At 63.5% G+C, this 25,280-nt stretch carries 20 protein-coding genes, 1 tRNA gene and 4 pseudogenes; 9 read left to right on the top strand and 16 right to left on the bottom strand.

All coding sequences use genetic code 11. The annotated features are described in order from the left end of the window. Nucleotides 1-21: 21 nt before the first annotated feature. Nucleotides 22-972 carry a GlxA family transcriptional regulator gene (locus ACVMIH_RS26320; protein WP_057020904.1) on the bottom strand — a complete coding sequence of 317 codons (951 nt, stop codon included), beginning with the start codon at nucleotides 970-972 and terminating at the stop codon, nucleotides 22-24. A 124-nt stretch (nucleotides 973-1,096) separates the two neighbouring features. Between ACVMIH_RS26320 and ACVMIH_RS26315 the strand changes: the two genes are divergently transcribed. Together ACVMIH_RS26315 and ACVMIH_RS26310 are read left to right on the top strand one after the other, a co-directional pair. Further along, nucleotides 1,097-1,900 (top strand): SDR family NAD(P)-dependent oxidoreductase, encoded by an 804-nt coding sequence (locus ACVMIH_RS26315; RefSeq protein WP_057020903.1) that lies wholly within the window; start codon nucleotides 1,097-1,099, stop codon nucleotides 1,898-1,900. Nucleotides 1,901-2,068: 168 nt separating this feature from the next. After that, complete coding sequence (locus ACVMIH_RS26310) at nucleotides 2,069-3,226, top strand: ROK family protein (protein WP_057020902.1); 1,158 nt, start codon at nucleotides 2,069-2,071, stop codon at nucleotides 3,224-3,226. A 467-nt stretch (nucleotides 3,227-3,693) separates the two neighbouring features. Here the strand turns inward: ACVMIH_RS26310 and ACVMIH_RS26305 are convergent, their stop codons facing one another. Then, nucleotides 3,694-4,557: an alpha/beta fold hydrolase gene (locus ACVMIH_RS26305; protein ID WP_456863973.1), complete on the bottom strand. Its 864-nt coding sequence runs from the start codon at nucleotides 4,555-4,557 to the stop codon at nucleotides 3,694-3,696. Nucleotides 4,558-4,770: 213 nt separating this feature from the next. On the opposite strand from ACVMIH_RS26305, the gene ACVMIH_RS26300 reads away from it, so the two are divergent. Continuing rightward, a tRNA-Ser gene (locus ACVMIH_RS26300) sits at nucleotides 4,771-4,860 on the top strand. Further along, nucleotides 4,816-5,262 (top strand): annotated as a pseudogene (locus ACVMIH_RS26295) (GNAT family N-acetyltransferase); the annotation flags it as partial. The gene ACVMIH_RS26300 and the pseudogene ACVMIH_RS26295, both read left to right, overlap by 45 nt. A 63-nt stretch (nucleotides 5,263-5,325) precedes the next feature. Here the strand turns inward: ACVMIH_RS26295 and ACVMIH_RS26290 are convergent. From ACVMIH_RS26290 to ACVMIH_RS26270, 5 genes are all read right to left on the bottom strand, one after another. Continuing rightward, on the bottom strand, nucleotides 5,326-6,003 hold the full coding sequence (locus ACVMIH_RS26290) for a hypothetical protein (protein ID WP_245311849.1): 678 nt from the start codon (nucleotides 6,001-6,003) through the stop codon (nucleotides 5,326-5,328). A gap of 112 nt (nucleotides 6,004-6,115) precedes the next feature. Then, the gene (locus tag ACVMIH_RS26285; protein WP_057020971.1) at nucleotides 6,116-6,316 is read right to left on the bottom strand and encodes a hypothetical protein; all 201 of its coding nucleotides are present in this window, start codon (nucleotides 6,314-6,316) and stop codon (nucleotides 6,116-6,118) included. A 190-nt stretch (nucleotides 6,317-6,506) separates the two neighbouring features. Further along, the gene (locus tag ACVMIH_RS26280; protein ID WP_057020970.1) at nucleotides 6,507-7,091 is read right to left on the bottom strand and encodes a protein-S-isoprenylcysteine O-methyltransferase; all 585 of its coding nucleotides are present in this window, start codon (nucleotides 7,089-7,091) and stop codon (nucleotides 6,507-6,509) included. A gap of 243 nt (nucleotides 7,092-7,334) precedes the next feature. Continuing rightward, nucleotides 7,335-7,874, bottom strand: a complete 540-nt coding sequence (locus ACVMIH_RS26275) for an SGNH/GDSL hydrolase family protein (protein WP_229191613.1) — start codon at nucleotides 7,872-7,874, stop codon at nucleotides 7,335-7,337. Nucleotides 7,875-7,999: 125 nt separating this feature from the next. Continuing rightward, nucleotides 8,000-8,713, bottom strand: a complete 714-nt coding sequence (locus tag ACVMIH_RS26270) for a thioesterase domain-containing protein (RefSeq protein ID WP_141342041.1) — start codon at nucleotides 8,711-8,713, stop codon at nucleotides 8,000-8,002. A 383-nt stretch (nucleotides 8,714-9,096) separates the two neighbouring features. On the opposite strand from ACVMIH_RS26270, the gene ACVMIH_RS26265 reads away from it, so the two are divergent. Then, nucleotides 9,097-10,326, top strand: a complete 1,230-nt coding sequence (locus ACVMIH_RS26265; protein WP_057020899.1) for a hypothetical protein — start codon at nucleotides 9,097-9,099, stop codon at nucleotides 10,324-10,326. Here the strand turns inward: ACVMIH_RS26265 and ACVMIH_RS26260 are convergent. From ACVMIH_RS26260 to ACVMIH_RS26235, 6 genes and pseudogenes are all read right to left on the bottom strand, one after another. After that, nucleotides 10,327-10,468 (bottom strand): annotated as a pseudogene (locus tag ACVMIH_RS26260) (sigma factor); the annotation flags it as partial. Next, nucleotides 10,465-11,104, bottom strand: a pseudogene (locus ACVMIH_RS26255) (flavodoxin family protein). The pseudogenes ACVMIH_RS26255 and ACVMIH_RS26260, both read right to left, overlap by 4 nt. 284 nt (nucleotides 11,105-11,388) lie before the next feature. Next, the gene (locus tag ACVMIH_RS26250) at nucleotides 11,389-11,745 is read right to left on the bottom strand and encodes a hypothetical protein (protein ID WP_156436570.1); all 357 of its coding nucleotides are present in this window, start codon (nucleotides 11,743-11,745) and stop codon (nucleotides 11,389-11,391) included. Between the two features lie 221 nt (nucleotides 11,746-11,966). Beyond that, the gene (locus ACVMIH_RS26245; RefSeq protein ID WP_057020898.1) at nucleotides 11,967-13,556 is read right to left on the bottom strand and encodes an ABC-F family ATP-binding cassette domain-containing protein; all 1,590 of its coding nucleotides are present in this window, start codon (nucleotides 13,554-13,556) and stop codon (nucleotides 11,967-11,969) included. A gap of 132 nt (nucleotides 13,557-13,688) precedes the next feature. Then, nucleotides 13,689-15,008, bottom strand: coding sequence for an Hsp70 family protein (locus ACVMIH_RS26240; RefSeq protein ID WP_057020897.1), 1,320 nt, complete (start codon nucleotides 15,006-15,008; stop codon nucleotides 13,689-13,691). Between the two features lie 242 nt (nucleotides 15,009-15,250). After that, nucleotides 15,251-17,626 (bottom strand): annotated as a pseudogene (locus ACVMIH_RS26235) (glucose/quinate/shikimate family membrane-bound PQQ-dependent dehydrogenase). A 223-nt stretch (nucleotides 17,627-17,849) separates the two neighbouring features. On the opposite strand from ACVMIH_RS26235, the gene ACVMIH_RS26230 reads away from it, so the two are divergent. Next, nucleotides 17,850-18,599: a class I SAM-dependent methyltransferase gene (locus ACVMIH_RS26230; protein WP_456863969.1), complete on the top strand. Its 750-nt coding sequence runs from the start codon at nucleotides 17,850-17,852 to the stop codon at nucleotides 18,597-18,599. A 6-nt stretch (nucleotides 18,600-18,605) separates the two neighbouring features. Here ACVMIH_RS26230 and ACVMIH_RS26225 read toward each other — a convergent pair whose 3' ends face one another. Together ACVMIH_RS26225 and ACVMIH_RS26220 are read right to left on the bottom strand one after the other, a co-directional pair. Then, complete coding sequence (locus ACVMIH_RS26225) at nucleotides 18,606-18,908, bottom strand: SRPBCC family protein (protein WP_456866557.1); 303 nt, start codon at nucleotides 18,906-18,908, stop codon at nucleotides 18,606-18,608. Nucleotides 18,909-19,102: 194 nt separating this feature from the next. Further along, the gene (locus tag ACVMIH_RS26220; protein WP_092090019.1) at nucleotides 19,103-20,059 is read right to left on the bottom strand and encodes a LysR family transcriptional regulator; all 957 of its coding nucleotides are present in this window, start codon (nucleotides 20,057-20,059) and stop codon (nucleotides 19,103-19,105) included. Nucleotides 20,060-20,159: 100 nt separating this feature from the next. Here ACVMIH_RS26220 and ACVMIH_RS26215 point away from each other — a divergent pair, with 100 nt between their 5' ends. Together ACVMIH_RS26215 and ACVMIH_RS26210 are read left to right on the top strand one after the other, a co-directional pair. Further along, nucleotides 20,160-21,341 (top strand): MFS transporter, encoded by a 1,182-nt coding sequence (locus ACVMIH_RS26215; RefSeq protein WP_456863965.1) that lies wholly within the window; start codon nucleotides 20,160-20,162, stop codon nucleotides 21,339-21,341. 22 nt (nucleotides 21,342-21,363) lie between these two features. Then, nucleotides 21,364-22,398, top strand: a complete 1,035-nt coding sequence (locus ACVMIH_RS26210; protein WP_456863962.1) for an aldo/keto reductase — start codon at nucleotides 21,364-21,366, stop codon at nucleotides 22,396-22,398. A gap of 19 nt (nucleotides 22,399-22,417) precedes the next feature. On the opposite strand, the gene ACVMIH_RS26205 is transcribed toward ACVMIH_RS26210, so the two are convergent. Beyond that, nucleotides 22,418-23,320 carry an AraC family transcriptional regulator gene (locus ACVMIH_RS26205; RefSeq protein WP_057020892.1) on the bottom strand — a complete coding sequence of 301 codons (903 nt, stop codon included), beginning with the start codon at nucleotides 23,318-23,320 and terminating at the stop codon, nucleotides 22,418-22,420. Nucleotides 23,321-23,622: 302 nt separating this feature from the next. Between ACVMIH_RS26205 and ACVMIH_RS26200 the strand changes: the two genes are divergently transcribed. Next, nucleotides 23,623-25,263, top strand: coding sequence for a flavin-containing monooxygenase (locus ACVMIH_RS26200; RefSeq protein ID WP_057020891.1), 1,641 nt, complete (start codon nucleotides 23,623-23,625; stop codon nucleotides 25,261-25,263). Nucleotides 25,264-25,280 lie beyond the last annotated feature (17 nt).

Genomic DNA, 25,280 nt, shown 5'->3' with positions numbered 1-25,280 from the left:
GTTTTGGCCGAGATTGGCGGCTCAAGCCTGCGCCTGGGCCGCGATCCTCGCGTGGCGTCGGATGGTCTGGGGCGGCTGGCCCAGCACCCGCAAGAACGCCCGCCGCATCCGTTCGCGGTCGGCAAAGCCGGTCTCTACGGCAATTTCGTCCATCGAATGGCGGCCGTCACCGATCAATTCGCGCGCCGCCTCGACCCTAAGATGCTCGATCGCCTTGGCCGGTGACTGGCCGGTCTCTGAACGGAAGGCGCGGCTGAACTGGCGCGGGCTGAGCCGTGCGACGGCGGCCAACTCCTCGACCGAGAGCTCGTTGCGCAGATGCGCCTTGGCGTAATTGAGCGCGTTCTGGATACGATCGGATTTCGGGTCGAGCTCGAGCAGCGCCGAAAACTGCGACTGTCCGCCGGTGCGGCGGTGATAGACGACGAGCTTGCGCGCCACCGAACGGGCGACCTCGACGCCGAGGTCATGCTCGACCATCGCCAGCGCCAGATCGATCGTCGCGGTCATGCCGGCCGAGGTCCAGATCGGCCCGTCGACGATGTAGATGCGGTCCTGCTCGACTTTCAGCTTGGGAAAGCGCGCCTGCAGCTCGGCGGCGTATTGCCAATGCGTGGAGACGCGCCGGCCGTCGAGCAGGCCGGCTTCGGCGAGCGAGAAGGCGCCGACGCAGGGCGCGGCGATGCGCTGTGACGCCGTCAGGGCGCGGCGAACATAGTCGGTCAGCTTCGGTGACGCTGGATGCAGCTCGGTGCCCGCGCCGACGAACAGCGTGTCGAAGCTGCGCGCGCTGAACGCTTCGGTCTCGACATTGAAGCCCGCGGATGACCGCACCGGGCCGCCATTCTCGGACAGCAGTGTGACCCGGTAGAAATTTTCACCCGCCACCAGATTGGCGATCTCGAAGGCGGTGATGGCGGTGAAGCCCATCACCTGGAATCCCGGGAAGACGACGAAGCCGATCTCCTGCATGGAACCCTCCAGCCACGATACGTGTCCTAAAAAGGTGTATATATGACATTTGAGACATGCAAGGGGGCCTGTAGAACCTGAACAGCGGCCAAAACCGGCCGTTCGGGTCAAACAGGAGACCAACATGACCAAGTCAGCCAAAGGAACGGCGCTCGTTACCGGTGCGTCGTCCGGAATCGGTGCCATCTACGCGGACCGGCTCGCACGGCGTGGCTACGATCTGATCCTCGTCGCACGCAACCGCGAGCGCCTCGATGGGCTTGCCAGGCGTCTGTCGGCGGAGACGGGCCGATCGATCGAGATCGTTGCCGCCGACCTCGGCAAGCGCGGCGACGTGTCACGGATCGAATCCATTCTGCGCAGCAATACCGGCATCAGCGTGCTGGTGAACAATGCGGGCGTCGGTGCGACCGCGCCGCTGCTCGCGTCCGATGTCGACAAGATGAGCGACATGATTGCGCTCAATGTCGATGCGCTGATGCGCCTGACCTATGCGGCGGTGCCGGGATTTGTCGCGCGCGGCAACGGCACCATCGTCAACATCGCCTCGATCGTCGGCGTCGCGCCCGAAATTCTCAACGGCGTCTACGGCGGCAGCAAGGCTTTCGTCCTCGCCTTGACGCAATCGTTGCAGCACGAGCTCAAGGACAAGAACATCCGGGTCCAGGCGGTGTTGCCGGGGGCCACCGCGACCGAATTCTGGGGCGTGGCCGGTACGCCGGTCGAGCATCTGCCCGGCGAGATCGTGATGAAGGCCGAGGACATGGTCGACGCCGCGCTCGCCGGTCTCGACCAGGGCGAAGTCATCACCGTGCCGTCGCTGCCGGAGGCTGCCGATTGGCAGGCCTATGAGGCGGCCCGCCAGAAGCTGATGCCGAACCTGTCGCGCAGCACGCCTGCGGTCCGCTATGGGGTGAAGGCCGCCTGACGCCCTTGCGAAAATTGCGTCCCGCGCAGGCCGAGTGCCCGAACGCGGGACGCAACCATTTGAGTTCCCGGCCGTTACAGCATGATCCGGAAAAGTGCGAAGCGGTTTTCCGAAATGATCATGCTCAAACAATAGTGCAGGCAACCTCAAGCGGGCAGGCAAGGGCGAATGGCTGAAGACGCTGGATTGACCACGGGCATCGCGCACCACGGTGCCGCGCGGTTGCCGTCTGTCGACATCGACAGCTTCAACATCGAGCTGAAGGACGACGAGGGCTTTCTCGGCGATCGCGCCTCGAAGGGCGCGTTCCGCAAGATCCTTGACCGTTGGCGCAAGCCGCTGCGCAAGTCGGACGAGGATCCGTTCGGCGACGAGCCGTCGGACAAGATCAGCAAGAAGAAGCTCGATGAGCTGCTGGTCGGCGACGACACCGAGGCCTCGGCGGTCGTGCACAGCGCCATCGAGGAGTTTGCGCAGGAGCTCGCCCATGTGACGCGGCGCTTCCTCAACACCAAGGCCTGGGCCAAGACCGAGCGCATCGTGGTCGGCGGCGGCTTCCGCGACTCCAGGCTCGGCGAACTCGCCATCGCACGCACCGAGATCATCCTGAAGTCGGAGGATTTCAAGGTCGATTTGCTGCCGATCCGCTTTCACCCCGACGATGCCGGCCTGATCGGCACGCTGCATCTGGCGCCATCGTGGATTTTCGAGGCCCATGACGGCGTCCTCGCCGTCGACATCGGCGGCACCAATATCCGCTGCGGCGTGGTCGAGTCGCGCTGGAAGAAGGCGCCCGATCTCTCCAAGGCGGCGGTCTGGAAATCGGAGCTGTGGCGCCACGCCGATGACGAGCCGACGCGCGAGGGCGCGGTGAAGCGGCTGGTGAAGATGCTGAAGGAGTTGATTGCCGCCGCCGAGAAGGAGAATCTCAAGCTCGCGCCGTTCATCGGCATCGCCTGTCCCGGCGTCATCAATGACGACGGATCGATCGAAAAGGGCGCGCAGAACCTGCCCGGCAATTGGGAGAGCAGCAAATTCAACTTGCCGGCGAGTCTGGTCGAGGCGATCCCGCAGATCGGCGATCATGACACCGCGATCGTGATGCACAATGACGGCGTGGTGCAGGGGCTGGCCGAGGTCCCGTTCATGCAGGACGTCTCGCGCTGGGGCGTGCTGACGATCGGAACCGGGCTTGGCAATGCCCGCTACACCAATCGCAAGCGGGAGAACGGCAAGGACGAGAAGAAGGCCGAGAAGAAAGACAAGGATGACGAGAGCGAAAAGAGCGAGAAAAAGGCCAAAAAAGCCAGGAAAGCCGACGCCTGAGCCGTGCGGGCTTCAGCGATCGTGCGCGCTCCATCCGGGCTACGGTCTGCCTTCTCCTTCCCCCTGAAAGGGGGAAGGTCGGGATGGGGGTCAGCCGCAGGCGATGCTGTTTGCGGAGAGAGCAGATCCCCACCCGCTTTGCTCTGGCGAGCAAAGCGACCTCCCCTTTTCAAGGGGAGGTAAGCATGCGTAGCCCGGATGCAGCCAACGGGTCGCGCGAATGCGCGCCCGATGACAGGCTCCGCGAAATCCGGGCACCTCCATCCGCAGATCCAGCGGCCGCGGATTACGCACGGTAAGGTTGATCGGTTAGGTTAAGATCGGGTTCGCGTTGCCGTTTCGACGTCGGTCGCTACCGTGGACCGTGTCGCTCCCGCCGACCGGCGAAGCCGCACTTCCCGGCCAGCAATATTAAGAAGCGGCACGGGACCGCCAGTTTTTGTCGCGTCCTGGCGGTCCCACCACTCCTACTTCCAATTGATCCGCCCGAAGAAGCCGGCGATCTCGGCGGCCGCGCGGTCGGGGTCCTCGCGATGCGGGAAATGCCCGACATCGGGAAACATCCCAAGGTCCAGATTGGAGAAGGTCTCGCCTAATCGGTCGGTCCAGGCATAGGGAAACAGCGGATCGTGCTCGGCCCAGCGAATGCAGGTCGGAACAGTGATCGGCGGCAGCGCCGGGGCTTCGCCCTGCATCATCTTCACGCGCGCCGCATGCGACGCGCGATAATGCGCAAAGCCGCCGGCGAGATTGCCGGGCTTGAAGAAGTTGTCGGCGAAGTCCTCGATCACGTCGTCGAACGCAGCCTTGCGGTGCGACCAGTTGTGCAGGAAATGGCCGATATAGGTGCGGCAGCTGTCTCTGTTGGCGCCGACCAGCGCCGGCGCCATCTCCATCTGGTGGAACGACTGGTACCAGATGTGGTTCAGCCGGTCGGGCGCGGCCATCCGCGGCCCGATGCCGGGATAGACGAAATCGAAGAAAAACAATCCGGCGATGCGCTCGGGCGCCTTGCGGGCGAGGGGCTGCATCACGGCGCCACCGACGTCGTGGCCAACCACGCCGGCCTTGTCGATCCCGAGCACGTCCAGCAACGCCAGCATGTCGTCGGTATGCTGATCGGGGCCATAGGGGCCTTCGGGCTTGTCGCTGTCGCCGAAGCCGCGCAGGTCGGGGGCGATCAGGGTGTAGCGGCCGGCGAGGCGCGCCATGACAGGCTTCCAGGTCAGCCAGAACTCCGGCCAGCCGTGCAACAGCAGCAGCGGCTTGCCCGTCCCGGTCCGCGCGACGTGGAACGCCGCGCCATTGGCTCGAATCGTCACATGCTCCATGGCCCGCTCCTGCTCCGGCTGGTTCGCTCGCGCGCCGATCGAGCCAGAACCGTTCTGCTAGCGCTTTGTTTCCGCGCGCTTTCTCCGGCCGTCCTGGTGCTTTGGTGGCGCGAGGCACGGGTGACGGAAATATTATTGCAGCGCCTTGTCTGGCCCGCCATCCTCGCCTAGAACACGCCCCGACCGCGGGTGGCGCAAATCACCCGGGCCATCGGAGAGGTGGCAGAGTGGTTGAATGCACCGCACTCGAAATGCGGCATAGGTGCAAGCCTATCGGGGGTTCGAATCCCTCCCTCTCCGCCACCCTTCGCCCTGCCGGGCTTCGAGTGGCAGGCCACCCTGCCTAGCGGGCTCCGCTGCGCGCTGACATTCCACACGATCACGACCGCTCGCCTGACGCTGCGTCCGCAGGCGATTGACGAGTTCCCCGCCGATCAGGCGTTCCTGGCCTCGCTCCGATCGGCCGGAATGGGCGGCCCGATCGATGTGCGCGCGGCGTGGGGGATGTTTTGCCACGACCTAGCGTGCTGGCGCTTGTTCGGCCATGGCGCGTTGATGATTGAGGTCACAGCTTCGAAGCAGTGCGTCGGCCAGGTCGGCATCAACCATGGGCCGCTGTTTCCGGAGCAGGAGCTTGGCTGGCTGCTCTATGACGGACAGGGCTACGCCACCGAGGCGGCGCTTGCCTTGCGCAACTGGACCTTTGCGGCAGCCGCGATCCGCTACAGCCTCGACCTCCCGGTATTTCGAACAGCCTTAGCGGGAAAACTAGCGATCCGAATCAGCCAACTGCGCCGTTTGGCGCCCGCCGTTCAACTCTCTCAACTGATTTACGTATTCCTCAGGCTTCAACAAATGGAATGGCGCCTTCAGGCCCATGAAGTTGGCGATGCGACCAATAAAGGCCGTGCAATTGGTCGTTTCCGCATTCCAAACAGGCGAGGTCGCCTGGAGGTGCTTGATGTACGCAAAGACCTTCTTCGCGTCGGCCTCGCTCAAGTACACGCGATAGCTGGCCGTCAGATACTGCTCGTCAAGGTCGCCGTAGCTCGCTCCGGTCTCGGAGGGCACCCAAGTAAGATGTCCGAGCACATAAGGCAGGACATCGCCCGCCGGGTGCAGCCCGGCGACTTCGACCTGCTTCTCGCTTGTCTTGCCGTACCAAACAAACGCATGCCCATAAGAAGCCGCCGTGCGGGCACGAAAGTCGACGTAGTACGGCCCTTTGGCCGAGGACCTTCGAACCGGCTTCGCGGCTGCTCCGGAAGCGGGACCGCTTGAACCCGCGACGGCCGTTGCCACAACCGACCTCGTCGACGGCTTACGCGGCTTGTCCTGCCGCAGCGGCGCTTGATCCGTTTGCGCAGCCAATTGCTGCGCATGACCGATGCCGGCTTCCAAAGTCACGGAAGCCACAATGACACCAATTCCGGCAAGCAGCCACAAGCCGCCCCGTGTCCGATTGGATTCTGGCACGTTCAAGCCCTCACAAGGGTAGTCGGCCCCAAGCAGCGCCTTCAGCAAAACTAAAGCGTGCGCTGACTGAGCGATCCTCGAGCTAACCCTTCGTCACGATCGGAGCAGGAGCTTTTCCAACCGGGTACTTGCCGACGGGGTACTTGCCAACCGGATACTTGCCGATCGGCATCTTGCCAACCGGAGCCGTAGCAGTAACCGGCTGCGGATGAGGAAGGTCTGCCGCGCTGGCGGCAGCCACAAAACCGAACGTCGCAACTCCAGCAACCAGGAACTTCAACATCGTGATCTCCGAGATGGGTAGCGTGAACATGAACAGCCTACCCTCTAAAGGCCATGGCGTAATTAACGCTGTAGCAAAGCTGGCGCTTGCGCGGTCATTTCCTTGCCGAGTGTGACAAAAACGGCACGGCATTATTGCTTTGCGTGAGTATCGGACGTGAGTTCGGCGAGAGGAGTCTCTTGTGGCCGGCTCAGAACAGCCTCGGTAAAAGGCGTCCGGTCCGGGCCATATATTCGCGATACTCGTCGCCGAAGGCTTCCAGCATCATCTGCTCTTCTCGGGCAACTCGCCCGAAAAACAAGGTTCCAAATCCGATCAGGCCTGCGAAACCGGCCACCCAGTTCGGAAGGAGCAATGCCTGAGCAGCAGCCCAAAGCCAGAATGCGGTATACATAGGATGGCGAACTGTCCGATAAATACCGTCTGTGATCAGGCGATGATTTTCCCGCACGTCGAGGCTTAAGGACCAATTCCGACCAAGAGCTCGGTGGGTCAGCCGGAACATGACCAGCGCCGCAACCGCGACGAAAACACCCAGCCAGGCTTGAGCTGGCCGGAAAGCGTATGATGCGAAATGAGGCATGGCCGTTGCGATGTAGACGAGCGGCACAATGCCAAGACCCGTGAGCGATATCAGCAGCAGGGTGTTTTCGCGCGAGCCTCGGGCGCTTCTCGCGACCTTTTCACGGCGAGCACGACGCGCGTGTCTGTAGCGGATGAGATACCAACCGACCGCCATCATCACGAACACGAACTTGGCAATACCGGGCGTCATCATGGACCACGCGCTTGTTTCGCTGGCGCGCCATCTTCGCCGATCATCGAAAGGGTAGCATCCTTGGCGAGCGTTGAGATCTGACAGAAGCACGTCCACAGACCGGCATGAACCAATCATACAGGGCTTGCGGGTCGTTTCCACCGATTAGTTGGCAGTCCGACAGGTGGATCCTGGGTGGATGCGTCGCCCGGTTCGCTCTATCGAACCGGATAGCACAATGCCGGCATGGCAAGGCTTTTTCTATCTCGCGCGCGGCGGAGGCACGGTGGCTCTCCGGTCTATCTCCAACACTCGCGGGAGCAATTGCGACGCTATGAAAGCATGCCCGGCAGCCGTGAGGTGAATAAGATCGAAAGCGTAATACTGCGGAGGAATCTCTTCGTCGTACAAAATGACTTTGATGGCGCGATCACGGAGCCGTCGCTCCATCGCCGCGATGTTGGCCGCCCGCTGCTCCTTCGTGACAAGGAAGCGCCTATCGTTGCCTCCAGGCTGCAAGATGACGATGTCGGTTCCCTTTGGCACGTCGCTATCAATGCGCTTCAACATGCCGGCGGTGGTGTCAAAGGGAACTCCGGCATTGGCGACGGTCGCATTGACGCCCTTCTCCCTCAGCAGGGCTTCTAGCTTGGCCGGGTAAGCGCCTTGCCTCCCAACGTACCAGCCTTGGGTGTTGCTTGCGCCGACTGCCACGATATGAATCGGCTTTGTGAAGGCTGCACACACGGCCGCCACGCAACAAATGGCGATGGCGGCTGAGAGTTTTCTAAATGGCGTCACTGACTGTCTCCCGGCCTAAAGTGCTAAGCAAAAACAACACCGACACCGGGCTCCTGCAGGGACCTAATCTAAAGCCTCACATCTTGCGTCAACGCCAACTTCAAACTGTCCTTTTGGACGGTATGCTAAGAGTTGGTCGAAGCTCGGGCTGCAGATGAAACCGGGTTCGAAGGACTCTGATTTCTTCGTGGGCGCGCGACAGCCGATCCGATTGCCCTGATCTTTCGTAGAACCATGCTATGCAACGCCGTGTCTTTATCGATGTTGAAGTGAGTGACGTTTGCATTACGAACATAGAAATTTGTCAGCTCGCCGCGGAAGCCGGGTCCGCGACCTATTCTAACGCCTTCATTTTTGTACAGATTTAGAACGCGCCCTACGTTGGCCGATGCCATATGCGACGATGTTCCGTCGAATGGGACGACCAAAGCAACCGGCACGCCCATTTGGCCAAGGTGCTCCGCCATCGACATCACGGCATCTGCACCAAGAGAGTGCCCCACCAGTATGATAGGCCCGCGCTGGCCTGCCCTATATCTTACGATGATTTCGTCGGCGACGCTTCTCCATTGAGTGTGATTTGCGACAGCCGCGACAACGCCAGCCGCTTGCAACTGAGCGGCAAGGTCGTCCATGCCCAAAGAAAAGACGTTCAACAATCCGCGGAATAAATAAACGTGCGCCGCAGAAGAATGCAGTCGAGCGGGCGAATTTGTCGATCTAAGCGCCACCGCCGTTCCGGGCTTCGCCTGAGCCCCATTGTTCAAAAGCAGACTGCTTGCCAAAAGAATCGTCAAGCCGGCGCAAATCAGCGCCGTGCTGCAACGCAATCTCTCCATTGTCAGAATCCCCGCCACCTCAGGTCGAGACGCATTAAATCAGACTTACGAATCGTGACAATCCTGAACGGCTTCGAAAAACGCGTTGAGGCGCGCAATTGGCTCGCTGTCGCGGATTTGCCACACGAAGAAAGCGATCGTGCCGCGACCGTCAGGACCCTCTACTGTCAGTGACTCCGGCGCCCTGCGCTTTTTTGCTCAAAGCCAAACTCAACGAGTGCCACCCCGCGGACGAAGTGGTAATTTTACAAGCCGAGATCCGCATCATCCATGTCAGGTTCGCCAAGGGCTGCGGTCAACGAGGAGTAGCGCCAAAGTGTCCATGCATTTCCGTCTTACAGAATGAGCGCCGATCAATATCTTTACAGAATTCGAGCTGCTGGATGATTCGACGACGGCACGTCTTTCACATTGGTGGTTACGATCCAATCACCCCCGAAGAGCAGGTCGAGCGCTTGCGGCGCTCGCTCTCGAGCTTCCAAAAGATTTGGGGCGCTTCTTCACGGCTGTCGGAGATATCGAACACGTCTGCAATTAGTGCTTCATGCAGCCTGGAAGCATGGGGGCCAAACTGGAAAACTCACGTCACCTTCGAAATACTCCGCTGGGATGATCTCATTCGGTGCGATTCGAAAGCCGGCTTCGTGTCTCGTCTCGTTCAATCCTTGAAAGCGCTATTCGACTTCATCGTGACGGGAACAATATTTAGATATGCGATCGCGAGCTGGAAGTACGCTGTCTTTTTCATCTTTCCATATTGCTGCTTGCTATTGATCGCATTTTGCAGCCTCGGGCTGTCATATCTGGTGATCAGGCTCATACACGCTACATTTTGGATCGAATTACTGCTTGGACTTTCTTTGTCGCTTGCCATCTTCGTCGGCGCGATGCTCTGGATCGGACCAAAGCGTAGGATAAATCACATTCTCGATGATGCCATTTTCTCCCACCAATTTCTTTACGGGCAGAAGAACAAACTTGACGAGCGGCTCGGCGCTTTTGCGAACCTGATATCAAGAACGGTTCGGGCCGCAGAAGTTGATGAAGTTCTGATTGTGGGCCACTCCCTCGGCGCAGCGCTCACAATTGCGGCGGTCGCGCGCGCGCTGACATCGGATCCTCCGCTCGAAACGTGTGGACCCAAACTATGCGTTCTCACGGTGGGCGCTACCATTCCTAAATTCGCGCTGCATCCGATGGGCGGCCAAATACGGAAAGCGGCGCAACTTGTGGCCGGAACGTCTGCGATAGGCTGGGTCGAATACCAGGCTCGAGATGACGCAATCAGCTTCTATCGCTTCGACCCCGTCACTCTGAAACGTGTCAGTCGAGACCATTCAGGTGGCCACCCAAGGATTCGGCGCGTCCAAATACATTCAATGATAAGTCCAATCCGCTTCAGACGTCATCGATTCGATTTTATGCAGATTCACTATCAGTTTCTAATGGGAAACGATCAACGTTCGGCTTACGACTATTGCATGATTACTTGCGGTCCGCTCGATTTCGACGTTTCGACTTCACCGTGCGGAGCGGTTGGCCTGTTCGACGCGGACGGTTCGGTGATGACGACCAAAGTTGATGATCGGCTGGATCCGTCATGCCGAGAATAGACGCGAGCCAGCGCAGCCGGGCGTCGTGCACGACATCCTCCGCGTCCGCGACCGAGCCCAGCATCCGATAGGCTAGCCGGATCAGGCGCGGACGCAGCTCGGCGAAGATCTCGGCAGCTGACGGTTCAGCTGCATCTGTCACGACGCCACCGGAACGGGCACCGAGGCCGCGTCACGGCCGCGTACAAACTGAAGTGCCGTCTTTGCCACCCGCTGTCCCAGGTGGCGGGCGGTTGCGAGATCGGAATCGGGCGGGGCGGTGTCCGCGCCCTCGTCGGTGTTCGACTGTGCGTCGGCTCCGAGCCAGAACCCCAGCCTGTTCGGATCGGCTTCCGATCCCGATGCGGAGTTGTTCCCCGGGGGCAGATCGAGATTGACCCCAATGCATCCCATGCTGCGCGGCGAACAATGCAAGCTGGATCAATGTGGACAGCTTGTCGCCGGCGTGTGTCCCCGAATTGGTGAAGCCTGCCGCGAGCTTGTCCTTCCAGCGATAGCCTTTGGACATCACCGCGCGTGAAGTTGCTTCCTGAAAGGCATTGAAGGCCGCGGAGGCGGCGCCCATGTAGGTGGGCGTGCCGAAGATCAACGCTTCCGCATCCATCAGCCGATCCCAGTTCTGTTCCACGTTCTCGACGGGCACCAGAAGCGCCTCTGCGCCATCGATATCCTGGACGCCGGACCTGACGGCCTCCGCCTGCCGCCGGGTATGACCGTAGGCGCTATGATAGACGATTGCGATCAGGGTGCGACCACCGCCGGTTCCGAGTGTGTGCATGCTGTCCTCTGCTGCTGCCCTTGCAGAAGCCAAGACAAGACAGCGCGTCGAAACGTGACATGCCCTGCGAATTTTCGTCCGGAGGATGTTGCTCCAATTGACCGCCACGCAGGCCGGGAGCGGCGGCCGCCGGCTCCTTTGCATGGGGTTGTTTTCGATATTTTGGTGGGAGCCGCGGCCACCGGGCGCGATCGACACCTGCCGAAGGCTGACCCCGACGATCCCATCCATCGTCACCGGGTGTCGGCACCGGGGTCGAACTTGGAGCGGTCGCGCCGGTAACCTTAATTTTCCCTTTCGATTGTCGATAAAGTTTTATCGATTATCCTCGTGGCCATTGAGCGGTGTGACGAACCGCACGATGAGCGGCAACAGCCGAGTGGCTGGACGATCGCTCTGAAATCGAAGGGCGGGCAGAGCGCAGTGCCAGCCACCTTTCGGGCTGTCCGGCGGCGGCCGGCGGGGCAAATCAATTTTGAAGTGCTTTTGATTGCCAGGTTGCGGCGCATATCGCTCCGCATGAAGCCTTTCAATTGGGATGTTCCAAGATGACGCTCGCGCATGTCTTGATCGCGGCCGGTGGCGGCTTTTTGTTGCTCGCTGGCTTCGTCGCATTTGCCCTTTGGAGAAACGCGCTTCATTCGACGGCGCGGATTTAGCAACAGACCAGATTCAGCTCCGACGGCCTCGCGCTTGGGGACAAGCGAGGCTGGCGGGATGGCCGCACCGCCGCGCGGCCTGACAGCCGAGCACCGCGCCTTACGACCTACCCCAAGGCGACGCGTGCTCGGCTGTTCATTTCCTGATCAATCTTCGCCGTTCGAACATTGATTGCGCAATGGCAATTGCTCCGCGCTCCGCGTCACCTCCACGACGCGAGATCCAGTCTGCGCGTGATCGCGATGGCCTCGAGGAAGGCCTCGTCGTGGCTGACGACCAGCAGCGCGCCGTCATAGGCGCGCAAGCCGGCCTCGACCGCTTCCATGGACTCGATATCCAGGTGATTGGTCGGCTCGTCGAGGATCAGGAAAGGCGGCGGCCTCACGCCGCCCAGCACACAGGCAAGACCGGCGCGAAGCAACTGGCCGCCGGAGAGACTCGCAACGGGCTGCAGCGCGGCATCGGCACGGAACATGAATCGCGCCAGCGCCGAGCGACAGGCATTCTCGCCGGCATCCGGATTGATGCGCCGGAAATTGTCCAGGATGGAGGCCGAGGCATCGAGCAGGCTGACCGCCTGATCGAACATCGCGAATCGGGTCATCACCTCGACGGTGCCGCGCGCCGCGGTCAATTCGCCACTGACGAGCTTGAGCAACGTCGTCTTGCCGGCGCCGTTGGGGCCAGTGATCGCGACGCGCTCCGGACCCGACATGGAGAAGGTGACGTCGCGCAGGGTCGGCGCGTCCGCGCTGTAGCCGACATCGGCCGCGTCGATCCGCAGCACCATCCTGCTCGCCGGCAGATGCGTCGAGGGCAGCTGCACCGCGAACGGTTGCAGCACCTCGATGCGTTGCCGCGCCGCGGTGGCAAGTTCGAGCGCTTGCGTCCGCCGTCGTTCGGCGAGGCGGGCGTTCTCGCCGCCGCTGTCCTCGCTGCGGTCCTTGCGCAGCCCGGCGGCGATGCGCGGCAGATCGCCCTTGGCGCGCTTCCTTGCACCCGCGCCGTCCTTGCGCGCCTTCCGTTCGTTGGCTTCTCTTGTGTTACGGTCGATCTCGGCGACGCGCTTCTCGGCATCGGCTAGATCGCGTCGTGCCGCCGACAGCTCGATGGCCTTGCGTGCGCGATACTGGCTCCAATTGCCGCCGTACCGCCTGGCTTCCAGCGATGTCAGTTCGACGATCGCATCCATCGTCTCCAGCAGTTCGCGGTCGTGGCTGACGATGATGGCGCCTTGCCGCCAGTCGGCGAGCAGGTCGATCACCGCCTTGCGTCCCGCGCGGTCGAGATTGTTGGTCGGCTCATCCAGCAGCAGAAAGTCGGGTTGCGCGAAGGTCAGGGCGGCGAGGCGCGCCCGGGTGGCCTGGCCGCCGGACAGCGCTGCCAGCGGCGCGTCGAGTGCATCGCTCAGTCCGACGCGCTCGAGCGCGGCCGCGATGCGCGTATCGAGCGTCCAGTCGACGTCGGCAATCTCCTCGGAGCTCGCAAGGCCCTGTTCGGCACGACGTAGCGCGGCCAATGCGCGGCGCGCGTCGAACAGGTCGACGACGCGTTCATCCGGCTTTAGCTGAACCGTCTGATGCAGCATCCCGACGCGTCCCTGAACCGAGACCGTGCCGGATTGCGGCGTGCGCACCCTCGCGATGAGGCCGAGCAGCGTCGTCTTGCCGACGCCGTTCCTGCCGACAAGGCCGGTGCGTTCAGGTCCGAAATTCAGATCGACATTGGAAAGGAGAACCCGGCCGTCAGGCGCGGACAGGGTCAGGTGAGAAAGCGCGATCGATGCAGGCATGAATATCCCCGAGGGCAAGGCTGATGGGCGTTGCTGTCAGGGTGAAATCCATGGCCGTCGGCATCCTCGTGGATTGATGATTGGCGTGATGTAGTCGTCTATTGAGCCGGGATCAAGGCGCGAAGCAAGCCGTCACGCGGCCTCGGCGAAGGTCCAGCGGTCTGGATCGGGCGTGTGGCCGATCAAAGCGAGGCCGTAGGCGATCGATTCGAATTGATCCGCCGAAGTCAGCCGTGCCGCGCCGAAGCGCTCGGCGAACAGCCGCTGCACGGCCGGCACGAACGAGGTGCCGCCGGTCAGGAACACCTTCTCGACGTCGCGCGCGGTGATGCCCGCCTTGGCCAGCGCCTCGTCCACCGTCGCGCCGAGCCGCTCGATGTCGTCGGCGATCCAGGATTCGAAATCGTCGCGCGTCACGGTGGCGCCGATATCGATGCCTTCGCGGGCGAAGCGGAACTCGACGCGGTCGCGGCTCGACAGCGCGACCTTGGTGTCGGACACGGCGCGATAAAGCGCGAAGCCGAGATCGTGGTCGACGATGGTGATGAAATCGTGCAGCGGCGCCGGATCGAGCGCGGTGCGCGCGAGCTGCTGCAATTCGCGCAAATCGCCATTGCCCCGCATCATCGCGAGCTGATGCCAGCGGGCGAGGCTCGAATAATAGTGATTGGGGATCGGCAGCACCTTGTCGAACGAGCGGTAGCTGGTGCCCTTGCCGAGTCGCGGCGAGACGATGTGGTCGACGATGCGGTAATCGAAGGTGTCGCCGGCGATGCCGATGCCGGCGTGGCCCAGCGGTTCGGCGCGCAGCACGCCGCCCTTGCGCGAGAACCGCATCACGGAAAAGTCGCTGGTGCCGCCGCCGAAATCGGCGACCAGCACCGTGGCATCGTGGTCGAGTGTGCGTGCGAAGGAGAACGCCGCGCCGACCGGCTCGTAGACATAGCGCGCATGGCCGGCGCCGAGCCGTTCGAACGCAGCGCGGTAGCGCTGCATCGCCAGCTCGTCATTGGGATTGCCGCCGGCAAACTTCACCGGACGGCCGACCATGATGGTCGGCGCGCCCAAGTCGAATCCTTCGCCGGCATGCCGCGTCAGCGTGCGCAGGAACGCCGCAAGCAGGTCCTCGAACTTGTAGCGTTGCCGGAAGATCTGGGTGGTGTTGAAGGCCGAGCTTGCCGCGAACGTCTTGAACGACTGGATGAAGCGATGGATCGTGCGTCCCTCGAGGAACTGCTCGATCGCCCACGGGCCGCCCTCGGCGCGCGGATGCAGGCCCGCGCCCGGCCGCTCCTCCCAAAAGCACAGCGCGGACACATAGACGCTATGCGTGCGGCCGCCGTGGTCGAAACGAACAGCCTCGACGCGGCCGTCGCCGTCGGACAGCGCGACCACGGTGTTGCTGGTGCCAAAATCGACGCCAATCGAGACGGCGGGCGGGGCGCTCGACATGTCATGCTCGGATTGTCTGTGAAAGGGGGCGGACCTTTAGCGGCTTTGGCCGGATTTGCCAACCCGTCTGGACGCTATCCAGCTGGGCCAGTTCCACCTCCCCGGAAGGGGAGGTCGCTTTGCTCGCCAGAGCAAAGCGGGTGGGGATCCGCGCCCTCCGCAGAGAGCATTGCCTGCGGCTACCCCCATCCCGACCTTCCCCCTTTCAGGGGGAAGGAAGATGACGGCCTCAATGACGCGGCTCAATCCTTCAACGCGTAGGCGATGACGTAGTCGCCGCGTTTGGTGCCGAACGAGCCGTGGCCGCCGGCCGCGGTGACGACGTATTGCTTGCCGCCAGCCTCGTAGCTCATCGGCGTCGATTGGGCGCCGGCCGGCAGTCGATCCTCCCAGAGCACCTTGCCGTTGCGCACATCGTAGGCCCGGATCGTGTACTCATAGGTCCCGGTGTAGAACGCAACGCCGCCGGCGGTGGTGATCGGCCCGCCCAGCATCGGCACGCCCATCTTGAATGGAAGCGGCAGCGGCGTGGTGTCCCGGATCGTGCCGTTGGGATGCTGCCAGACGATCTTCATCGTCTTCAGATCGATCGCGGCCATCGAGCCCCATGGCGGCCGGTAGCACGGCACGGAGAGCGGCGAGAGGAAACTCGAGATGCCGACGCCGAACGGCGTGCCGTACATCGGCTGCACCCCGACCTCGCTGCCGACCGGTTTCTCGGCCGTCGGCGCCGGAGGATTGAGCGGACCGCGCGGAATGAGCCTGGAGGCGAACGGCAACGACATCGGATTGGCGATGGCGATCTGCCTGACAGGATCGACCGCGATGCCGCCCCATTCGAACATGCCGAGATTGCCCGGGAAGACCAGCGTGCCCTGCAACGAGGGCGGCGTGAAGGTGCCTTCGTAGCGCAAGCGGTGGAACATGATCCGGCACAGCAACTGGTCGAAGATCGTGCCGCCCCACATGTCGGCGCCGGTCAGCTTCGCCTCCGGGCGGAAGGTCAGTTCGGAAAACGGCTGGGTCGCTGCAGAGCGGTCGCCGGGCGCGGGCCCTTGCGGCACCGCGCGTTCCGGCGCCGGCACGATCAGCTCGCCGGTCCTGCGGTCGAGCACGAAGATGTTGCCCACCTTGGTCGGCTGGATCAGCGCGGGAACGACGCCCTTGGCCGTCGTCACATCGACCAGGCTCGGTTGCGAGGGAACGTCCATGTCCCAGAGATCATGATGCACGGTCTGGTACGACCAGACGCTCTTGCCGGTGTTGACGTCAAGCGCGACGATGGCGCTGGAATAGCGCTCGACCAGCGCATCGCGATTGCCGCCCCAGATGTCAGGTCCGTTGTTGCCGGTCGGGATTTAGACCAGATTCAATTTCGGATCGAACGAGGCCGTGATCCAGGAATTCGGCGACCCGTTGGTGTAATGACGCGTCGGCGACGGCAATGCGTTCTCGTCCGCCGCGCCGGAATCCCAGGCCCAAACCAGCTTGCCGGTATAGACATCGAAGCCGCGGATCACGCCCGACGGCACCTCGACCGCATAATTGTCGATCACCGCGGCGGCCACGACCAGGATCTTGTCGCTGACGACCGGCGGCGACGTCGGCTCGAAGAAGCCGGCGGTCTTGATCCCCATGCCTTGCTGCAGGTCGAGGATGCCGTGATCGGCGAAGCCATCGCAGAGCTTGCCGCTGTCGGCATCGAGCGCGATCATGCGGCCGTCATTGACGGGCAGGAAGATCCGCCGTGGGCATTCGGCCGGCGCCGAATTGCCGCCAGAGTCGACGGCGCCCTGCGCGGTTTCGTGATAGGAGACGCCGCGGCAAGTCATGTGCTGGAACGTCTTGTTGTGCACGAGCTTGGGGTCGTAGCGCCAGCGCTTCGTGCCGGTCTTGGCGTCGAGCGCGAACAGCACCTGGTGCTGCGAGCAGAGATAGAGCGTGTCGCGCACCTTGATCGGGGTGACCTCGAAGGTCGTCTCCCCGGAATCGTCTGGTGTCTTCACGTCACCGGTGCGGAAGGTCCAGGCGACCTTGAGGTTGCCGACATTGTCAGGCGTGATCTGCTTCAGCGGCGAATAGCGCTGTCCGAACTGCGTGCGTCCATAGGCGCGCCAGTCGCCGTCCGGCTGCGGGTCGGCTTCGCTTTGCGGCACGGCAGAGCCGGACTCGGCAATCGTGCCGTTGATGTCGTGATAGCTGGACAGCAGCCCGGCGATGAGCACCGCCGCAGCAGCGACGACGCCGATCCAGAGTGGCGCCGTCGCGCGCATGTAAGGCACCGGCCCGCTTCGTGTCAGGGCACGAACGATCACCGGCGTAAGCAGCCAAAGCGCCATGGGGAAGATGATGTCGCCACGCGCCGCGAGCGGCCACCAGTCGAACCGCACCTCATAGACGGCCCACGCCAGCGTGCCGAGCAGCACGATCGCAAACAGCCAGAGCGCCTGATGGCGCCGCGCCAGCAACAGCGCAGCCGTGGCGAGAATGCCGACGCCGAGGACAATGTAGAAGGGCGATCCACCTAGTGCGGCGAGCCAAATGCCCCCGCCCGCGAGGACCAGGCCGATCAGGGCGTAGACGATAGCCGTGATGAAGACTGCCCTGGATCGCTGCATGGTCGCTCCGGTGCGGGGGAGGGATCGGGCTTGTCCCGCACAAGCGCGACAGACCGCGTCCGCCATCGCGGACTGTCGGAGCAGTGGAGCTGCGGGGCTGACGCAAAGGTGAGAGATCTTCAGCGAATTTTGAATCGACGCGCTCTTCCAGTCCTGTGCAGGCGCTGCTCTATACCGTTCCGCGGATCGCACCGCGGATGGTTGGCGCGCAGGAGAAGCAACAATGACACTGAACCCCACTGCCGAGAATTATCGTGTCGCGGTCGCCGCCTACGAGGCGGGCCGGCCGAGCTACCCTGCGGAGATCGTCGCCGCGCTGCCGCTTGCGGCCGCGCGCTGTGCCGTCGACCTCGGTGCCGGAACCGGCAAATTCACCCGCCTGCTGCTGCAGCATTTGCCCGCGACTGCGCGCCTGGTCGCGGTCGAGCCCGTCGCCGAGATGTCGGCCAGGCTGGCCAGGGAAGCCGGGGTGGAGGTCATCAACACGCGCGCCGATGCGATCAATCTTGATACCGGCAGCGTCGACCTCGTCACCTGCGCCCAGGCGTTTCACTGGTTCGACAACGAGGCGTCGGTTGCCGAGATCGCGCGACTGCTGCATCCCGGCGGGACGCTTGCGCTGGTCTGGAACAACAGGGACGACCGCACGCCGTGGGTCGACGCGTTGTCCGTCATGATCGAGGGTTATGCGGGCGACACGCCCCGGCAGCGGACCGGACGCTGGCGCTGGATCCTGAAGGACCCGCGCTTCGTGCTTGAGAGGGAAATCGTGCAGGACCATCCGCACCGGATGAAGCGACAGGACGTCTTCGAGCGCATCGCATCGACGAGCTATGTCGCCAATTTGCCCGATGCGGAGAAGGCGATCCTGCGCGACAAAACCGACAATATCCTGCGCGAAGCCGGTCTCGGCGACGCCGACGAAGTGGTGTTTCCCTACGTCACGCAGCTCTTCTTGCTGAAGCGGATCTAGACCACGCTATTGCGCGGCGCGTCCTTGCTCGACCGCCTGCTTCAGGCGCGGCAGCGTCATGCGCCAGTAGAAGGAAACATGCTTGGCGCCTGAGTCAGGCCCGATTTCCCAGCCGCTTCCGCGGCGGGTCGGCGAAGGCGGCACCTGCTGGGTGACGGTCAGCACCGTTTCGCCGCCGTCAGGCACGAGCGTCATCGTGATCGTCGCATAGGATTGCGGAACATCCGGCAGGCCGGAGACCTGCGACCAATAGGAGTATTCGAGCCGCATCGGCGGCTCGACATGGAGGACGCGGCCCCCTGTCGCGATAGCGCTTTGTGCCGATCTCCGCCTCGATCTCGATCGGCGCGCCGATCCGCCAATCGGTCCTGAAATGCGCGTTGCGCCATCTCTCGCCCGCTTTGGAGTCCATGATCGCGTCCCACACCTGCCTTGGCTCGGCAGCGATGCGGATCGTTTCGGTGACGGACTGAAAGGCCGGGGGCTCGTGCGTCATCGAATGCTCACTTGTCGCCCACGACCTTCCATTTTCCATCGGCGCCGCGCCGCAGCGAGGGATCGCCGATGCGGATGTGTTGCGCAAGAAAATCGATGAAAGCGCGGACCCGTGCCGGCAGCGGGCCGGCATGGCCGACATAGACCGCGTGGATGTCCTCGCGGTCGCCGGGATTGAGATTTTGCAGCACCGGCACCAGGCGCCCGGCCTCGATATCGGGGCCGATGTGAAACAGCGCCAATCGTCCGAGCCCGATACCGCCGAGCGTGAGCTGGCGCGCGGCTTCGCCGTCGCTGACGCGGGCAACCGGCGGCGGCAGCGCTTCCTCGATCCGTTCAGCGCGGCGAAACGGCCAGCCGCGGATGCTGCGCGGAAAGGTCCAGCCGATGCCGCGATGGGCGGCGAGGTCGGCCGGCGTCTTCGGCGTGCCGAAGCGCGCGAGGTAGGACGGCGCGGCGGCCACCACCATGCGGCTGGTGCCGAGCTTGCGTGCGATCAGCCGCGAGGCGCCGAGCGGGCCGACCCGGATCGCGACATCAGCGCGCGCCTGCATCAGATCGACCAGCGTGTCGGTCAGCACGATGTCGAGCGTGATATCGGGATGTTCGCGCATGAAGCGCGGCAGCAGCGGCATCACATGCAGCATGCCGAACGGGATGTTGCTGTTCACGGTGAGATGGCCGCGCGGCACGCATGAGGCGGCCTCGCGTTCGGCCTCGTCGATATCGGCGAGGATGCGCTGGGCGCGCTGATAGAACGCCTGGCCTTCCTCGGTGAGCTGCAGCTTGCGCGTGGTGCGGTTGACCAGCCGCGTGCCGAGCCGGGTCTCAAGCCGCGAGACCAGCTTGCTGACGCCGGACGGTGTCTGGCGCAAGCTGTTCGCGGCAGCCGTGAAGCCGCCGAGATCGACGACGCGGACGAATACGTCCATCTCGCCGGAGCGGTTGGTATCTGTGCGGGCCATCTTGAATTCAAGTCACAAATGATTGGATTGCGGTCATTCTAATCCTTCCCCGCCCGGACCGCTATCTCGCTTTGCGGATCCTTTTTGTCCGGAGCGACACATGCCTGCTGCAGTCCTTGCCTTGACCGCCGGTGCCTTTGGTATCGGCACCACCGAATTCCTCATCATGGGACTGCTGCTGCAAGTCGCCGCCGACATGCAGGTATCCGTATCCGCGGCTGGCCTGCTGATCTCCGGCTATGCGCTCGGCGTATTCGTCGGCGCGCCGATCCTGACGCTGGCAACACGGCGGATGCCGCGCAAGGCGGTTTTGCTGGCGCTGATGGCGATCTTCACGCTCGGCAACGCAGCGTGTGCGCTGGCGCCGAGCTACGGGCTCTTGATGGCGGCACGCATTCTCACCTCGCTGGCGCACGGCACCTTCTTCGGCGTCGGCTCCGTGGTGGCGACAAGCCTCGTCCCGGAAGACACGCGCGCGTCGGCGATCGCCACGATGTTCATCGGGCTCACAGTTGCGACCCTGCTCGGCGTGCCCTTCGGCGCCTGGTTCGGGCTGATGCTCGGCTGGCGCGCGGCGTTCTGGGCGGTGGCCGCGATCGGCGTGATTGCGTTCATCGTGCTGGCGGTGCTGGTCCCCGGCCATGTCGGCGCCAACGACAAGCCTGCGCCGCTGCGCGAGGAGCTCGCCGTGCTCGGCCGCCCGCAGGTCCTGCTCGGACTTGCGATGACGGTGTTCGGCTTCGGCGGGCTGTTCGCGGTCTTCACCTATGTGCAGCCGATCCTGACGCGGATCACCGGATTCTCCGACGCCGCGGTGTCGCCGATCCTGCTGGTGTTCGGTGCCGGCCTTGCGATCGGCAACGTCGCCGGCGGACGGCTCGCCGACAAGGGACTTGCGCGGGCGCTGCTGGTGTCGCTCGGCGGCCTCGCCGCCGTGCTCGTCGCGCTGACGGCGGTCGTCTCGATCAAGGCATTGGCGGTCGTGCTGCTGTTCATTCTCGGCATCGCCGCGTTCGCGACCGTCGCGCCGCTGCAGCTCCGCGTGCTCGAAGCCGCCGGCGTCGAAGGGCGGACGCTGGCCTCCAGCCTGAACATCGCGGCGTTCAATCTCGGCAACGCGCTCGGCGCCTGGGCCGGCGGCGTCACCATCGATCGCGGCCTCGGCCTCGGCGCGCTGCCGCTGGTGGCCGCCGTCATCACTGCAATCGGCCTGCTGCTCGCGCTGTGGAGCCTGCGCCTCGATCGGCCGATCGCGCTCGCCGCGCAGTGCCCGGCGGAATGAATCGGATCAAGGGAGCATGACCATGGAATACCGCAATCTCGGTGCATCCGGCCTGAAGGTCCCCGTGCTTAGCTTCGGCACCGGCACCTTCGGTGGCCAGGGGCCGCTGTTCTCGGCCTGGGGCCGCAGCGACGCCAGCGAGGCGCGCGGGTTGATCGACATCTGCCTCGAGGCCGGCGTCAATTTGTTCGACACCGCCGATGTCTATTCAAACGGCGCGTCGGAGGAGATCCTCGGCGCCGCGATCAAGGGCCGCCGCGACAAGGTGTTGATCTCGACCAAGACCGGCCTGCCGATGGGCGACGGCCCGCTCGATGCCGGTACGTCGCGATATCGCCTGGCCGCCGCGGTCGACGCCGCGCTTCGCCGGCTCAACACCGACTATATCGACCTGCTGCAGCTTCATGCTTTCGATGCCTTCACGCCGGTCGATGAAGTGCTGTCGACGCTCGATGCGCTGGTGCGCGCCGGCAAGCTGCGCTATGTCGGCGCCTCGAATTTCTCCGGCTGGCATCTGATGAAATCGCTCGGTGCCGCCGAGCGGCACGGCTGGCCGCGCTATGTGGCGCACCAGGTCTATTATTCGCTGGTCGGCCGCGACTATGAATCCGAGCTGATGCCGCTCGCGCTCGACCAGGGCGTCGGCGCACTGGTCTGGAGCCCGCTCGGCTGGGGCCGCCTCACCAGCAAGATCAGGCGCGGGCAGCCATTGCCGACCAACAGCCGCCTGCACGAGACCGCGCAGTTCGGGCCGCCGGTCGACGACGAGAAGCTTTACGCGATCGTCGACGCGCTGGACGCGGTCGCCACGGAGACCGGCCGCAGCGTGCCGCAGATCGCGATTGCCTGGCTGTTGGCGCGGCCGAGCGTGTCGTCCGTAATCATTGGCGCCCGCGATGAGGCGCAGTTGCGCGACAATCTCGGCGCGGTCGGATGGTCGCTCTCGCCGGACCAGATCGCGCGTCTCGACCGCGCGAGCGCAGTGATGCCGGCCTATCCCTACTATCCCTACCGAATCCAGGAAGGCTTCGCGCGCCTCAATCCGCCGCCAGTGTGAGTCCGTCGCAGACTCGGTCTCATGCCTGGACGGTGTGCTCGCAGACCTGCCGGCGGTATTCCGCCGGCGTCACGTTCATGTGCTGCCGGAACACGCGATTGAGGTGGCTTTGATCGGCGAAGCCGGCGAGCAGCGCGATCTCCTTCAGCGCGACGCGGTCCTTGCGCAGATGCTGGCACGCATGCTCGACCTTGCGCCGCAGGACATAGGCGTGCGGCCGCATGCCGTAATGCACGCGGAACTTGCGGGCGAACTGGACCGGCGTGCAATTGCAGATGTTCGCGAGCTCCTCCAGCGTGATGTTCCGGAAGATGTTCTGCTCGATATAGTCCTCGATCAGCCGGGCATGCGCCGGGCGGAAGCGTCCTTGCGCGCAGGGCATCTTGAACTCGATCGCCGCATATTTCCGCAGGATGTGCACGCTCGCCTGCAGCGCCAGCGCATCATAGCAGAGGCGTCCGCCGGGACCGCCCGCGGCGACTTCCTGGACCATTTGATCGTTGATCCAGGTCAGCATTGGGTCTTCGACCTTGAGCAGGTCGTGAATCTCGATCGTTTCGGCGTCGCGGTCGAAGGCATCGCTCGCGGTCTTCGTCATGAGGGCAGGGGAGATGTAGAAATGGCTGACCTCAATGTCGTTGTTCCAATGCCAGCTTGACGGCTCGGCGCGCGTCATGAGCGACGTGACGCCGCGACCGACCTGATCCTGCTTCCATGTGCCGGTGACGCGGCGGTTCATCGACGTGACGCCGTCGCGATAGAGCACCAGGAGGAAGTTTGCCGACGGCGGGACCCAGATGTCCGACGGCGCATAGCGGAAAATTCGCAGCCGGAAATCGCTTCTCCCGACTGACAAACTATCCAGCTTCATCTCGCCGGGAGCGTAGCGCGGCAGCTCCTCGACCGTGATCAACTGGCCCATCGCGTGAGCCTCCTCCCTGGGATTGGTGGCGCGGTTGACCGCTTGTTCTTGGCCGGACGGCTGAGCGCAGAATAGGCCGCTTTCGCCATTTGCCAAGCCGACCAACGGCTGGTGCTCGATTGCACGGTCGCGTTCCAGAGATTGTCGGTTTCATCCAAGCCGCGCGGCCGAACGGCCCGTAGCCTGCTCTGCGTTTCGGCGACAACGCGAACGGCCGAAACCCAAATTGACGCAACGCACCATCATCCGGCGACACCGCGGGTGGGAAGGTGCGTGCGAGAAGCCAGACACAGGAGGAAACCATGACCGAGACCGTCACAAGGTCGAATGGAAGCAATGGTGCGCATGCAACGACCAAGCTCGACGCCGTGGTCGTCGGCGCCGGCGTCGCCGGTCTCTATCAATTGTTCCGCCTGCGTGAGCAGGGACTGAGCGTGAAGGCGATCGATGCCGGGTCTGGCGTCGGCGGCACCTGGTACTGGAACCGTTATCCCGGGGCGCGCTTCGATTCCGAAGGCCACACCTATCAGTACCTGTTCTCCGAGGAGCTCTACAAAGGCTGGAGCTGGAGCGAGCGCTTCCCGGGCCAGCCGGAAATCGAGCGCTGGCTGAACTACGTCGCCGACCGCCTCGACCTCAGGAAGGACATCCAGTTCGGCACCACGGTGAAGAGCGCGCACTTCAATGAGGCGACGCAACGCTGGCTGGTCGCGACCGACCAGGGCGACGTGATCGATACCCAGTTCCTCGTCACCTGCTGCGGCATGCTCTCGGCCCCGCACGTGTCCTTCCCGGGACAGGAGACGTTCAAGGGCGAGCTGTTCCACACCGCGCGCTGGCCCAAGGGGCCGATCGAGCTCGCCGGCAAACGCGTCGGCGTGGTCGGCAACGGCGCGACCGGGATCCAGGTGATCCAGTCGATCGCCGGTGAGGTCGGCCACCTCAAGGTGTTCATCCGCACCCCGCAATACATCATCCCGATGAAGAACCCGAAATGGGACGCGTCGGATGCCGAGGCCTACAAGTCGAAGTTCAAATTCCTCACCGAGCGGCTGCCGAAGACGTTCACCGGATTCGAATTCGACTTCGAGCACGCCTGGGCCGACCTGACGCCACAGCAGCGCCGCGAGGTGATCGAGGACTGCTGGAACGACGGATCCCTGAAGTTGTGGGTCTCGTCCTTCGCCGAACTGTTCTTCGACGAAGCCGTCAACGCCGAGATCACCGAATTCGTCCGCGAGAAGATGCGCGAGCGGATCAAGGACCCCAAGCTGTGCGAACAGCTGATTCCCGCCGACTACGGCTTCGGCACGCACCGGGTGCCGCTCGAGAGCAATTTCCTCGAGGCCTTCCACCGGCCCAATGTCGAGATCGTCAGCGTCAAGAACAATCCGATCGCCCGCATCACGCCTGAGGGCATCCAGACCGCCGACGGCACGGTGCACGAGTTCGACGTCATCATCCTGGCGACCGGCTTCGACGCCGGAACGGGAGCGCTGACGCGGATCGACATCCGCGGCCGCGACGGGCGATCGCTGAAGGACGATTGGGGCAGGGACATCCGCACCACGATGGGCTTGCAGGTCCATGGCTATCCGAATCTGTTCACAACGGCGGTGCCGCTCGCGCCCTCGGCCGCACTCTGCAACATGACCACCTGCCTGCAGCAGCAGGTGGAGTGGATTGCCGACTGCATCAGATATTTGCGCGGCAAGAACCTGAACGTCATCGAGCCGACCAGGGATACCGAGGATCAGTGGGTGGCGCATCACGATGAGACCGCCAACGCAACGCTGATCGCCAAGACCAACTCCTGGTACCTGGGCTCCAATGTCGAGGGCAAGCCGCGCCGGGTGCTGTCCTATTGCGGCGGTGTCGGCACCTATCGCCAGAAATGCGATGAGGTCGCCGCGAGCGGCTATCGCGGTTTTGCCACGCAGTAGGGCTGACCGCATTTCGA

The organism is Bradyrhizobium sp. USDA 4503 (assembly GCF_054055815.1).
This window is presented reverse-complemented; position numbering and strand designations above follow the sequence as displayed.